Consider the following 12,520-nt stretch of genomic DNA (forward strand, 5'->3'; position numbering starts at 1 on the left):
CTCAAAAACATCTGGGTAATTCAAAGATGGAGTCAGTTTGAGGGTTAATTCCCGTTCTTCAGTCCCTCCACTAAGTACGAACTCAAAGGCTGTCCAAAGTAAATTCTTTAGTTCCTTCATCTGGACATATCTTTGTAGTTAAGGAGTTGAGTAGAGATTGAAGGAACAGGTGGCGCGGGATTTACTATCAATTAAAGCAGTTGCCCTTTCACCAAAGGAACCTTATACTTGGTCTTCTGGAATCAAGTCCCCCATTTATTGCGATAATCGGTTGACTCTATCCTATCCGGAGATTAGGGACAGGATCGCCAGTGGATTAGTTCAGTTGATCCAGGAGAAATATCCTGAAGCAGAAGTGATTGCAGGGACGGCGACTGCAGGTATTCCCCATGCGGCATGGGTTGCCCAAAAAATGAATTTGCCAATGATCTATGTTCGTTCAAAGGCCAAGTCCCATGGCAGGGAAAACCAAATCGAAGGTGTATTGAAAGAAGGACAAAGGGTTGTAGTGATCGAGGATTTAATTTCAACCGGCGGCAGTTCATTAACCGCAGTACAAGCCATAAGAGAAGCAGGGGGAAAGGTTCTCGGTGTAGCGGCTATTTTTACCTATCTTCTTGATGCAGCAGAGGAAGCTTTCCGAGATGCGGGTATCCCCTATGCAACGATCACTGATTATGATGCCTTGATGAAGGTAGCTGTTGATGAGAATCGAATCAGTACAGATGAATTGGAATTATTAAGGGTCTGGAGGCAGGATCCAACTCAATTTGAAAAGATGATATAATCCCTTTTATGAGCCATGCGATTAAGTTTTATTGCATGGCTTTTACCTTAAATTTTGGATCGATGAAGAGCCTGTGTTCATTGGAAATCAAAATCAGACTGTGAGTGGGGAAAAAGGCTGTTTTTTCTTCATCATGAACGATTGGATATCAACTAAATGAAAGAAATTTCAAAAAAAGATATGACGTTTGATATGTTTAAAAATTGGTTGAAGGAAACGATTCGAAGCATTCGAGTCGGTCTTTTTATCCTGTTTCTAAATTAGGTTGTTTACTTAGTCATTTTGATTTTCTGATCCACCAACGGCTTCTCAAAATAGATGCTTCGGCTTGGGAAAGCTATGGATACTCCCTCATTTTCAAGAATCTCCAGTATCTTTAAATTGCAATCTTCCTTCACCCGTAACCATTCTCCCCAATTGGTTGTATTGGTAAAGAAATAGAGGAAAATATCCAAACTGCTTTCATTAAACTTATCAAAGCGGACAAAAATCGTATCTTTATGAATTTCGGGGTGATTCTCAAGCATATACCTGATTTCTTTCACCACTTTATCAATCTTTTCTCTAGGTGTAGTATAGCTAATGCCCAAATTAAAGGTAATTCTTCGCTTTCCCATTCTGCTCCAGTTGGTTACAGGCTCATTGGCTAAAGTAGAGTTGGGGATGGTGACCAGTGCCTGGGCAAAGGTGCGAATCCTTGTACTTCTAAAGGTAATGTCTTCTACAGTTCCTTCTACACTTGGAGTTTGAATCCAATCGCCTAAGGAAAAGGGTTTCTCAGTGATGATCACAATCCCGCCAAAAATATTGCCCACTGTATCCTTTGCAGCCAGTGCAAAAGCCAATCCTCCCAATCCCAGACCCGCCACTAAACCGTTGACATCATATTCCCACTCCTGAGCCACGATGCTTATTGCCAAAGCCACGACCACAAATCTTAAAACCTTGGCAACGAAGGGAATCAGCAATTTGTCAATTTGAAAATTATATCTTTCCCTTAGCTTTTCGATCAGCAGTGAAGAGGAGCTGGTCAGGTTAAATGTTCCCCATGCCAATAATATGATGATGGATGACCGAAAAATCTTCAACAGAATAACTTGATATATTGGTTTTAATGACAAATAATCGGTCAAGTAATTAAGTGAAAGATAAAGGCCAATAATGATAAATAACACCCGCAACGGTTTTTCAAAGGCAAGGAGTATATAGGTGTCCAGCTCCGTTTTTGTTTTCTTTGTTAATCGCAAAATCAAATGGAAAATATATTTTACAAAAATTTTTCTTAGCAATAAAAAGAACAGAAAAATACCGATGGCAATGATAAAGAATTGCCAGGTTACAAACCAGGGTGGAAGCATTGACTGGAACGAATAAAATACTTCTGCCACAAATTTCCCCTCCATTTCTATTTGTTATTTTATCATCATTCACCAAAAAAACTCCAGATTTTTTAAGGGGTATAGAAACTAGTTTACATGAAGTTTTATGGAACTTATTTGCCTCAAATGGTCAATTGTGCAATGACAACAAGAACGTAAAACATCATCCAATTTTGATATAATAAATGAAGGTCAAAATTTAACTGATATCTATAATCCTAAGTTGATTACAACTGGATGTGAAGAAGGAGGGAAATAGATTGGGTCAACCACAATCGAAATTGGAGAAGGCAACTTTCGCTGGGGGATGTTTTTGGTGCATGGTCAAGCCCTTTGATGAAATGCCTGGAATCCATAGTGTGGTGTCCGGTTATACGGGGGGACATACAGAAAACCCTACCTATGAAGAGGTATGTACGGATACCACAGGCCATCGGGAGGCTGTCCAGATTACATTTGATTCGAACATATTCCCGTATAAAAAGCTGTTAAATATTTTCTGGATGAATATTGATCCAACCGATGCGGGAGGACAGTTCTATGACCGTGGGGAACACTACAAAACAGCAATATACTATCATAATGAAGAACAAAGAAGACTGGCAGAAGAATCAAAACGGGAATTAGAAGAGAGCAAACGGTTTGATCAGCCGATTGTAACCGAAATCCTTCCGGCAGGTCCCTTTTATCCGGCAGAAGAAAAGCATCAGAATTATTACAAGAAGAACCCTTTCCACTACGATCGCTATTATGAAGGATCCGGAAGAAAAGGATTCACGGAAAGGCATTGGCGTGTAAAAAAGGATAAGGACATCCTGAAGGAAAAACTTACGCCGCTACAATATGAGGTAACGCAAAACAACGGAACTGAACCTCCGTTTCGGAACGAATATTACAATAACAAAGAAGAAGGCATCTATGTGGACATCGTCTCGGGAGAACCGTTGTTCAGCTCATTAGATCAATACGATGCCGGATGTGGATGGCCAAGCTTTACTAAACCGCTGCACAATCACCACATTAACGAAAATCTAGATACAAGCCACGGTATGATCCGCACGGAAGTACGCAGTAAATACGGAGATTCCCATTTGGGACACGTATTTGACGATGGTCCACCCGAAAAAGGGGGATTGCGATATTGTATCAATTCGGCTGCTTTACGCTTTATTCCCAAGGATAAGCTGGAAGAGGAAGGGTACGGCGAGTATAAAAGCCTGTTTGAGTAATTACCTTCAGATGAGGGGTAGATATCATGATCATTAGTGCAAGTCGAAGGACAGATATTCCCGCTTTCTTCGGGGATTGGTTTATGATGCGAATCGAGCAAGGATATTTCCATAGGATCAATCCTTTTAATACTAAACAGGTCAGAAGATTTAGTCTTTTGCCGGATGATCTGGATGCGATTGTTTTCTGGACGAAAAATCCGAAGCCATTTCTCAAACATTTGAATCAATTGGATGGATTGGGTTACCGATATTATTTCCAGCATACATTGAATGATTATCCGGAACATTTTGAACCGGCAATGCCTTCTCTTTCGTCCAGAATCGAGACTTTCAAGATTTTAAGTGAAAGACTCGGTCCAGAACGGGTGATCTGGAGATTTGATCCGATCATCATCAGTTCAGTCACCCCGATGGAGTACCATTTGGAGAAGATATCTTATATTGCCGGCAAACTTAAGGGGTACTCAGGGCGCCTAGTGATTAGTTTTCTAGATTTTTATGGCAAGGTACAAACCAGGCTCAAAGCATTACAGAATAAATATCATTTAACTTTTACGGATATGACGGACCCTCAGTTTGCTGATGAGTTAGGCTTTATGGCAAAGGAAATAAAGCAAATTGCGGATCACAACAAATTCCAAGTCGTTACCTGCGCGGAGGCTGTGGATTTAGACCGGTTTGGCATAGAACATGGCATGTGTATAGATGCCGGATTAATCCAAAGCATTTTTGGCATGAACATAAAGTACAAAAAAGATAAAAATCAACGGGATGAATGTTTGTGTACTGAGTCGGTAGACATGGGTGCATATAATACGTGTAGGTTTAATTGTACCTATTGTTATGCGGTTCAAAGCTCACAGTCGGTGGCGAATACATTAAAAAAACATAGACCCGACAGCGCCTCGTTAATTATTGAAAACAAATAAACTTATTCTTTTTAACAAAATGGCTCAAATATTAGGTTTCATGGTAAATCTTATCATCTATTTGACATAGGCGGCTCTATATGATATTTAAGAAAGTGATTAGCACTCTTCTCATTTGAGTGCTAATTCCATGATTGATACTTTATCAGAACAATTCATGATATCAGGACAAGTTGTTATATGGAGAGGGGAATCTGTATGGAGAAAAAACAATTTCAAGCGGAATCAAGAAGGCTGTTGGAATTGATGATTCACTCGATCTATACGCATAAAGAGATCTTTTTAAGAGAATTAATTTCCAATGCCAGCGATGCGATTGACAAAATCTATTATAAAGCATTAACGGATGATTCTTTGTCATTCAATAAAGAAGATTACTACATCAAGGTCGTTCCAGATAAGGAAAATCGGACGTTGAAGATCATCGATACCGGTATTGGAATGACAAAAGAAGAAATGGAGAATAATCTTGGAACCATTGCCAAGAGTGGATCTTTAGCATTCAAAAGTGAAAATGAAATCAAAGATGGCCATGAAATCATCGGTCAATTTGGTGTTGGTTTCTATTCGGCATTTATGGTCTCAGACGTGGTTACCGTCATCAGCAAGGCCTTAGGCAGTGAACAGGCGTACAAGTGGGAGTCATCAGGTGCGGATGGATACACCATTGAACCCATTGAGAAAGAATCCGTGGGGACTGAGATTATTCTAAAAATAAAAGAAAATACCGAAGACGAGAACTATGACGAGTATCTGGAAGAGTATGGGCTACAAGCCATCATTAAAAAGTATTCCGATTTCATCCGTTATCCCATTAAAATGAATATTGCCAATGAAGAGAAGATCATCAACAGTATGGTTCCGATCTGGAGAAAAAATAAAAATGAACTTACTCCTGAGGATTATGAGAATTTCTACAAGGAGAAACATTACGGTTTTGACAAACCCATCAAGCACATCCATATCAGTGTTGATGGGACCGTAAGATATCATGCGATTCTCTTTATCCCTGAGAAAATTCCCTTTGACTATTATACAAAGGAATATGAAAAAGGATTGGAACTCTATTCCAACGGTGTATTGATTATGAGCAAATGTCCGGATTTGCTGCCCGATTATTTTAGCTTCGTCAAAGGTATGGTCGATTCGGAGGATTTATCGCTTAATATCTCCCGGGAGATGTTGCAGCATGATCGTCAACTTAAGCTGATTGCCAAGAACATCAAAAGTAAGATCAAAAGCCAATTGCTAAGCCTATTAAAGGATGAGAGAGAAAAGTATGAAGAATTTTACAGATCCTTTGGCAGACAATTGAAATTTGGCGTTTATCATGAATTTGGAAGCCATAAAGAAGAATTGCAAGACTTGTTGATGTTCTACTCATCGAAAGAGAAAAAGTTGGTCACCTTAGAGGAATATGTGTCCCGAATGCCGGAAGACCAGAAATACATCTATTACGCCACCGGGGAGACCTATGAACGCATTGAAAAAATGCCGCAAACGGAGTTGGTTGCCGAGAAAGGATACGAAATTCTATATTTCACCGAGGATATCGATGAATTTGCCATCAAAATGTTAATGACATACAAAGATAAGGAGTTTAAATCCGTTTCCAGCGGTGACTTGGGCATTGAAACCGAAGAAAGTCAAAATCAACGAGAAGACGATCAAGAAAACATCGCTCTCTTTGATTCCATGAAAAAGATCTTGGCCGATAAAGTAAAGGATGTAAGGGCATCAAAACGGCTAAAGACCCATCCGGTATGTTTCTCCACCGAAGGTGAAGTCTCCATCGAAATGGAAAAAATTCTGAAAGCCATGCCAAATAATCAGAACATCCAGGCAGAAAAAGTGCTGGAAATCAATACCAATCATCCAGTATTCCACTCATTAAAAGAGGCTTTTGAAAAAGATCAAGAGAAATTCACGTTATATACCAATCTCTTGTATCATCAAGCCCTTCTCATTGAAGGACTACCAATCGAGGATCCAGTAGAATTCACCAACGATATTTGCAAAATCATGGTGTAATAGCTTAATGAAGAAAGGAAAGGAGCTGTCTAAATCGCAGCTCCTTTTTGATGTATTTTGCATAATCAAGAAATGCGCGTATGCTGGTAATCTAAATCGCAAGCAGATCAGATGAATGATGGCAAACGTACTTAGTTCCTCCTGAAAAAATCTGGGTTTTGTACAAAAATAAAAGGAATTCCAAGTCTCAATATGGAAATTGTTATAGTGGTTATCCGCATTCATGTGGGTTCTAACTTAGGAAGGCTTGGCCGATCATCTAACACTGTATCAATTGCAGGGAATACAAGTTTATTAAGCAAAATTCTTGAAAAGAGGGTGAAAGCAATTTTAAAACATATCATTAATGATGATCTAGAATTAAGACTACTTGAACCTTTCTATACTGAGGTTATTTTTCAGGAGATTCATAAAAACCGTGAATATTTGTCCAAGTGGTTCCCCTGGGTAGAAAAAACAACCAGTAGTGACGATACAAGAGCGCGTATTACATCTGAATTACAGCGGTTTGCAAATAATAATGGGTTTTCTTTGGGAATATTCTACAGAAACAAATATATAGGGACTATCAGTTTCCATGATGTTAATTGGAACGTGAAAATGACATCAATTGGTTATTGGTTAAGTTCGGAATATCAAGGTCTAGGGATTATGACAACCTGTTGTAAAGAACTCTTGAGGCATGGATTTGAGGTTATGGGATTAAATAGAATTGAAATTCGTGCAAGAACAGACAACACCAGAAGCATTGCAATACCTGTAAGATTAGGTTTTAAAGAAGAAGGGATTTTACGGCAGGTGGATTTTCATCATAACCAATACTATGATCATGTTGTATATGGGTTATTAAAGAACGAGTGGACATCTTCCCAAGGAAAAGGTGAGCATTAAATGATTCATGGTCGGCATGTATGGGTATATGATCTGGTAACTCATTCAGATTATCGGTCAAAGGGCTATGGAGAAAAATTATTAGAATTCATTCATAAGTGGGGAGAAGAAAACGGATGTAAAACTGTTGCTTTATCGTCAGGTGTAGAAAGAAGAGATGCACATAGATTCTATGAAAAGAAAATGGGATATTAAGATACCAAGTTATGTTTTCAAAAAAGAATTATTATAAATTTCAATAAAGGGTGATAATCTATGAATTGGATGCTTCCTGTATCTGTGAAGGGGAGACACTATTGCAAGTGATTCTTCAAATGCTTTAATTGCGCAACGATCATAAAGCTTACAATCACCAACAGGATCCAAGAACTGATTTTCCCCAGACCAACCAGCTGCCATTGATCATGTTGGTTGGGATACTTCCACGCGCCAAAAAATGTGGCAATATTCTCCGCAATCCAGACAAATAAACCGATCAAAAAGAAAGAGAGCACAAGAGGCATGTAAAACGTTCGTCCCATGATCAGAATTTCTTAAGGCCTTATCCCAGGAGGAAATCAAGGTCATCGTACAAAAATATCCCCTTTTTCCTCCAATGTGTTTATGTACGAACGGCCTAAGAGTCATCACTATACCGAGTGGGAGACCATCAACAGAGGTTCCTTAACCGAGGCAAAAGGTAGTTGTGGTCAACTGCTTGCTGCCCGAACTATTATCATGATGATGCTTATGACCTATAGACGCCAAATGTGTGATCATATTCAATGGGTAGTGCTGGTTTCGGATAACCCCTTTGGTCAGGCTGTATCTACTCATATTCTAAATCCAATTTTCGCCATCTCTGAGATTCTACACTTACAGTGGATTGTCCTTGCACCACCGGAATTAATCAAGCTGGATGTTAGCCGCAGATTTCCGGTATATTGGGAATTGGAGCTGCAGAAGGAAGGGAATGGGGAGAGAATAATAGAGAGTCTGCTACACGGCGGACGAGCTTTTACGGAAAGTTTAATTTTGTACGATTTATAGAATCATATGTTCGCTATCCCTATTCTATGGTATAATATGTGTACAATAGAATCGGCTCTCAAGGGCGGTTGGCTCATCTCCCAGAGAGGAGGTGATGCCATGGAAGTCAAGGACGCTTTAGTAGTGATGTTCATGTTCGGCATGTTCATCCTTGCCTTACTTTCCTACCTCAAAAATAAGTAGACCTCCCTTGAGCCTGACAGCTACGGAGGTCTAGCTTCTGTTACTGTTATGCCGATCGCCCTTGATGGCAATCTATTGTGCGGACCGTAGATGCTACCAACATCTATGGTCTTTATAAGTTTATTCAAAAAATTACTTTTCTAATGCTATTTTAACATATCTATTTTGCTATGAAAAGGTACTCCTTGCCAAAGAAAACTTCCAAAACATATAAAGGTTCAGATTGCAACCGTGAAAGTGTAATGGTTATGCTGGGTGATGAAGGATATGAACCTGTGCGACAAATAGCCATCGATGATGATTGGTCTGCCTTGCATTTCCGGAAAGCGGAAAATATTAAGGCCATGACGCGGAATTTTGCTGTAACGGAAAAAGGGAAAGAGCGAATCCAACAGGAATCATAAGTCGATCAAATCTGTATGTGAAGAAGGGGTGAAATAGATTGGATCAACAACAACCGAGAGTAGAGAATGCAACTTTCGCTACCTTATTATTTATTCAAAATCTTTTGGCATTAACTGCTGATTCCAATCATACTTTATTTTTTACCCATTCTCTGTCTTGATTAGAACCATTTTCCCTTTCTTTGTTACAGTTTTATTGACTTTACCAGTGAGTTTAAATGTCATCGTATAATCGTATCCTATTGTCTCTTTTTCCTTGTTTTCTTGCCTTTTTACAAATGTTATTTTTTCTACATTTATGTTAGACCTGTACTGCGTTGCAGCATAAGCTGAAATTTCAGCCAATCGGTTTGCAGTAAAGTCTTCATATTCTTCATCTGAAAGAAAGGGCTCTAATTTGTTCATCTGCATTAATTGTTGTACAACCTGTAAGAAAAACAACTAAAAAAACAATACCATTTTTTTCAATTCATTAACCTCCTTGTGTAATTGGAAAATTATCAGCATCTTTTCATTATATTCCAGATCATTAATGGTGGGCATTACAGTTCATCATTGCTTGAATTGAATTCTTCGAAAAGTATGAGGTTATGACCTGACCAGTCCATTTGATATATAACAGATTGAGCAGCAACCTGAATTGATTGGTTAGCATAAAATAGTGAGGTCAAATGCAGTGTACAGATACAATACCGAAGACGCATTTGAAATGATACACTGCTCATACAGACAAGTAGAGTGTATGCCGTATCTGCTATATGCACTGGATACGGAGGGGTGATGGGATGGCACATCCCAATCTTGAAGGCTGTTCAAAACAGAAATGGACTGCGAACGCTTAGTCATTCAAGAATCCCATCCGTCACACCGTAAGGTGTAGGACTTGCGGCTTTAGCTGTGGGAGTCTCAATTGATGTGATGAAAAAGTATAAAATAATAATCACTAATGCTTTAATCCTCATAGTTATCACCCTTTTAGAAACCTTTCAGTTACATTTTACAATATAATGGAATCGGCTACCATGGAATAATATAACAAAAAATGCATCACGAGGATCGGACTATTATTATTCGTTCACTGAAACTTTAAAGCTGGTAAAAATATCTTTATCATTAGATTTCTTTGAAAACATCAGCTCATTAAGCTACAAAGAAAGGGGAGACAACCTTTGCTCAAAGTTGCTGGAACTCGTTATCTTGATGAACTTGGTCGTATTATGATTCCTGTTAAACTTCGCCGGTCATTGGAAATATCTAATAACGATTTGCTGGAAATTTATGTATTGGGAGAGCAGATTATTTTAATGAAATATAAGTACAGGTGCATTTTTTGTGGAGATAGAGACAAGCTTGTTCGCTTTAAAGGAAAGGATATTTGTAACGAGTGTTTAGGGTTCATGAACAAGCTGTCATAGTTGTGAGAATTGACCCTGTGGTAAAATCATCAAAAATCTGATTAAATGGTGATAATCTATGAATTGGATGCTTTCTGTATCTGTGAAGGGATTAATATTTGATAATGACCAAAAGAAAAAATTGCAATAAGTGACGAACATGTTGAATATGGCTGGTTTGATAGTAAAGATTTACAAAGAATTTCTATTGCAGATGGCTACAAGAATTCGATAGAAAAAGCTTTAACTAAGCATTTTTAAGTTAACACTGGCAAGATCTAACGCCGGACAGTTGTTCGTCAATGCCAGGGATATTAGGCGACATGCGGCTAAGGCATTTTGGAGGTTAAGGAATGGAGCTGGTTGTTAAGTTATTGTCACTCACAGCTATTGGAGCCATAGAACTGTGGGCAGCGATTCCTGCAGGGCTGGCCATGAAATTAAATCCAGTGTTGGTTGGTTTATTTTCCGCAGTTGGTGCCGTGATCGGGGCATCAGTAATAGTGGTTTTAGGCGACAGAGTAAGAAACTGGTTATTACAACGCCGTGGCAAAAAAGATCCAGAACAAAGGGGGCGCATCTATAGGATTTGGGAGCGTTACGGAGCAATAGGATTAGGGCTGTTAGCACCTCTTATAACTGGCGCACCGCTAGGTGCTGCGATTGGAATTTCCTTGGGTGCATCCCCAGGCCGGCTTATGTTCTGGGTTATCATTGGAATTATTGTTTGGACTATACTCTTAACCTTAGCTGGAACGCTGGGACTAGAGGGTATTAAGCTTTTGTGGCAATGAGATACTACGAACTCTTACAAGGATTGCCAACTTCTCAAGATCAATGTGAAAGTGGTCGAAGCAGATTTTTTGGGAACCAGCGGATCAAGTAAAGTTAAAAAGGGGGAGATCGGATTCATGGGAAAGTTAAGCTGGATAGGCTTGTGGCTGGTATTTTTACTCATGTTTGGAATTCTGTTCGGCTGCTCAAGTGGTTCGAAAGAAGAACCACGCAATAATGCAAAGCAGGACCAAATAATAAAGAAGGTATATTCTTGGTAGAATTCCGTGGGGGGAAGAAAAGTACGGTTTATCCCTATACCACCGAAGATGGCGGGGAGATTTGGATCGAACAATTGACCAGAAGAGCTTCAGAAGCACTGAATACAGAGGAGACAAATAGTGATATGGGGAATGTAGAAGAATGGAGCGATCTGAGGGAAGAGCCGGACACAGTGAATACTGAATTAGCTAAAATTAAAAGAGAGAGGGATGCTTTGGCGAAAAAATTAGATGCCATATCAAGGGAGTATGATCAATTGCATCAGTAACTTGCATCCTATAAAGCACAGCTATATTTGAACCCGCCGGAAAAATTGCCTTCTGTTTTTGAGATTACGCCACAGCCGGCAATGGAAAACGGCTGGTACGTCATCAATGAGAATTCAACAATCCGGTTAAAAGGCTTCACCTCGCCTAAAAGCGTTCGCTTTCAGGCATCTATCCCTTCTGCAGCTCTTTCCCCGATTGATTTAGGAATAGATAATAATCCCTCAGACGGTTGGACATATAAAGGACCCCTTCTTGGAGAAGGGGATACTGTCATTTGGGCGGTAGTGACTGAATTGGATGGGAATACCGTTTTTACTCCGGTTTTACCTGTGATGTCAGGCATACAAGAATCAGTCAATGAATCTACACAATCCTCTGCAGGAGATAATTTTGAGAATATTACAGAACCACAGGAAGTGGTGAAGGAATACTTTAAGCTAACATCACGGGGGGATTATCAGTCGGCCTGGAATTTACTTCATCCCTCACTGCAGAATCACCCTTCCAGAACGCTAAGAATTAGCTCGAAACAGCAGTTCATGGCCTTGCAGGGAACAAAGGGTCCAGATATAAAACGGATTTTAGGAGAAGAAAAACTGGAAACCTATAAAATATATTCTCTTCAGATACTCGTTGGTAATGTAGCAGCTGTTAACATAGAACTAAACGACGGAGAAGAAAAGACGGTGCATCTGCTCCAGGATAAGGAAAATCGCTGGCGCTTGTTCTGGGAACCCGATAGAGGACTTGAATAACAGGGTATAAAGAAAAAACCCGAAAGTAAAGGAAATTTACTTTCGGGCTTCTTAGTGCGCCCAGCATGGGCGATCATCTATAGGGTGAAAGTCCCGAACGGGGGCTGGCGAGCGCCTACCGTTAGCCAAGAGCAAGGGTGTCCGCCGCGAGGCGGAATCTGGAGGAAGCTGGAGGCAAACG

General features: G+C 39.7%; 14 protein-coding genes and 2 pseudogenes. 13 read left to right on the forward strand and 3 right to left on the reverse strand.

Annotated elements, in window-relative coordinates; all coding sequences use genetic code 11:
- Positions 1-157 precede the first annotated feature (157 nt).
- On the forward strand, positions 158-787 hold the full coding sequence (gene pyrE / locus L1765_RS12465) for an orotate phosphoribosyltransferase (protein ID WP_236407817.1): 630 nt from the start codon (positions 158-160) through the stop codon (positions 785-787).
- 269 nt (positions 788-1,056) lie between these two features.
- On the opposite strand, the gene L1765_RS12470 is transcribed toward pyrE, so the two are convergent.
- Positions 1,057-2,175: a mechanosensitive ion channel family protein gene (locus L1765_RS12470; protein ID WP_329610030.1), complete on the reverse strand. Its 1,119-nt coding sequence runs from the start codon at positions 2,173-2,175 to the stop codon at positions 1,057-1,059.
- A 251-nt stretch (positions 2,176-2,426) separates the two neighbouring features.
- Here L1765_RS12470 and msrB point away from each other — a divergent pair, with 251 nt between their 5' ends.
- The 5 genes from msrB to L1765_RS12495 all read left to right on the forward strand — a co-directional run bounded on the left by msrB (position 2,427) and on the right by L1765_RS12495 (position 7,444).
- Positions 2,427-3,395, forward strand: coding sequence for a peptide-methionine (R)-S-oxide reductase MsrB (gene msrB / locus L1765_RS12475; RefSeq protein ID WP_268928887.1), 969 nt, complete (start codon positions 2,427-2,429; stop codon positions 3,393-3,395).
- A 26-nt stretch (positions 3,396-3,421) separates the two neighbouring features.
- Entirely contained in the window at positions 3,422-4,327 is a 906-nt protein-coding gene (locus L1765_RS12480; RefSeq protein ID WP_236407818.1) for a DUF1848 domain-containing protein, read from the forward strand.
- Positions 4,328-4,525: 198 nt separating this feature from the next.
- The gene (gene htpG / locus L1765_RS12485) at positions 4,526-6,358 is read left to right on the forward strand and encodes a molecular chaperone HtpG (protein WP_236407819.1); all 1,833 of its coding nucleotides are present in this window, start codon (positions 4,526-4,528) and stop codon (positions 6,356-6,358) included.
- 192 nt (positions 6,359-6,550) lie between these two features.
- Positions 6,551-7,249 (forward strand): GNAT family N-acetyltransferase, encoded by a 699-nt coding sequence (locus L1765_RS12490; protein WP_236407820.1) that lies wholly within the window; start codon positions 6,551-6,553, stop codon positions 7,247-7,249.
- Entirely contained in the window at positions 7,250-7,444 is a 195-nt protein-coding gene (locus tag L1765_RS12495; RefSeq protein WP_329610031.1) for a GNAT family N-acetyltransferase, read from the forward strand.
- A gap of 98 nt (positions 7,445-7,542) precedes the next feature.
- Here the strand turns inward: L1765_RS12495 and L1765_RS12500 are convergent.
- A pseudogene (locus L1765_RS12500) lies at positions 7,543-7,761 on the reverse strand (DUF817 family protein); the annotation flags it as partial.
- A gap of 91 nt (positions 7,762-7,852) precedes the next feature.
- Here L1765_RS12500 and L1765_RS12505 point away from each other — a divergent pair.
- The 3 genes and pseudogenes from L1765_RS12505 to L1765_RS12515 all read left to right on the forward strand — a co-directional run.
- The gene (locus L1765_RS12505; protein WP_236407821.1) at positions 7,853-8,278 is read left to right on the forward strand and encodes a hypothetical protein; all 426 of its coding nucleotides are present in this window, start codon (positions 7,853-7,855) and stop codon (positions 8,276-8,278) included.
- 99 nt (positions 8,279-8,377) lie between these two features.
- Positions 8,378-8,461 (forward strand): putative holin-like toxin, encoded by an 84-nt coding sequence (locus L1765_RS15975; RefSeq protein WP_268928894.1) that lies wholly within the window; start codon positions 8,378-8,380, stop codon positions 8,459-8,461.
- 188 nt (positions 8,462-8,649) lie between these two features.
- Positions 8,650-8,865: pseudogene (locus tag L1765_RS12515) on the forward strand (DUF3052 domain-containing protein); the annotation flags it as partial.
- A gap of 141 nt (positions 8,866-9,006) precedes the next feature.
- Here L1765_RS12515 and L1765_RS12520 read toward each other — a convergent pair.
- On the reverse strand, positions 9,007-9,270 hold the full coding sequence (locus L1765_RS12520; RefSeq protein WP_236407822.1) for a hypothetical protein: 264 nt from the start codon (positions 9,268-9,270) through the stop codon (positions 9,007-9,009).
- Positions 9,271-10,034: 764 nt separating this feature from the next.
- On the opposite strand from L1765_RS12520, the gene L1765_RS12525 reads away from it, so the two are divergent.
- The 4 genes from L1765_RS12525 (at position 10,035) to L1765_RS12540 (ending at position 12,339) form a co-directional block, all read left to right on the forward strand.
- Positions 10,035-10,280, forward strand: a complete 246-nt coding sequence (locus L1765_RS12525) for an AbrB/MazE/SpoVT family DNA-binding domain-containing protein (RefSeq protein WP_268928888.1) — start codon at positions 10,035-10,037, stop codon at positions 10,278-10,280.
- Between the two features lie 332 nt (positions 10,281-10,612).
- Positions 10,613-11,053, forward strand: a complete 441-nt coding sequence (locus L1765_RS12530; protein ID WP_236407823.1) for a small multi-drug export protein — start codon at positions 10,613-10,615, stop codon at positions 11,051-11,053.
- 254 nt (positions 11,054-11,307) lie between these two features.
- Entirely contained in the window at positions 11,308-11,583 is a 276-nt protein-coding gene (locus L1765_RS12535; RefSeq protein WP_236407824.1) for a hypothetical protein, read from the forward strand.
- 27 nt (positions 11,584-11,610) lie between these two features.
- A complete protein-coding gene (locus L1765_RS12540; RefSeq protein WP_236407825.1) occupies positions 11,611-12,339 on the forward strand; it encodes a nuclear transport factor 2 family protein in 729 nt (242 codons plus the stop codon).
- The last annotated feature ends 181 nt before the right edge of the window (positions 12,340-12,520 follow it).

Origin of the sequence: Microaerobacter geothermalis (genome assembly GCF_021608135.1) — a bacterium.
GTDB lineage: Bacteria > Bacillota > Bacilli > DSM-22679 > DSM-22679 > Microaerobacter > Microaerobacter geothermalis.

Bases quoted from the DNA above. Each gene is read 5' to 3' on its own strand.
- L1765_RS12520 (WP_236407822.1), bottom strand. From the start codon at position 9,270: ATGAACAAATTAGAGCCCTTTCTTTCAGATGAAGAATATGAAGACTTT.
- L1765_RS12490 (WP_236407820.1), top strand. From the start codon at position 6,551: ATGGAAATTGTTATAGTGGTTATCCGCATTCATGTGGGTTCTAACTTA.
- L1765_RS12480 (WP_236407818.1), top strand. From the start codon at position 3,422: ATGATCATTAGTGCAAGTCGAAGGACAGATATTCCCGCTTTCTTCGGG.
- L1765_RS12530 (WP_236407823.1), top strand. From the start codon at position 10,613: ATGGAGCTGGTTGTTAAGTTATTGTCACTCACAGCTATTGGAGCCATA.
- L1765_RS15975 (WP_268928894.1), top strand. From the start codon at position 8,378: ATGGAAGTCAAGGACGCTTTAGTAGTGATGTTCATGTTCGGCATGTTC.
- L1765_RS12505 (WP_236407821.1), top strand. From the start codon at position 7,853: ATGTACGAACGGCCTAAGAGTCATCACTATACCGAGTGGGAGACCATC.
- htpG (WP_236407819.1), top strand. From the start codon at position 4,526: ATGGAGAAAAAACAATTTCAAGCGGAATCAAGAAGGCTGTTGGAATTG.
- L1765_RS12495 (WP_329610031.1), top strand. From the start codon at position 7,250: ATGATTCATGGTCGGCATGTATGGGTATATGATCTGGTAACTCATTCA.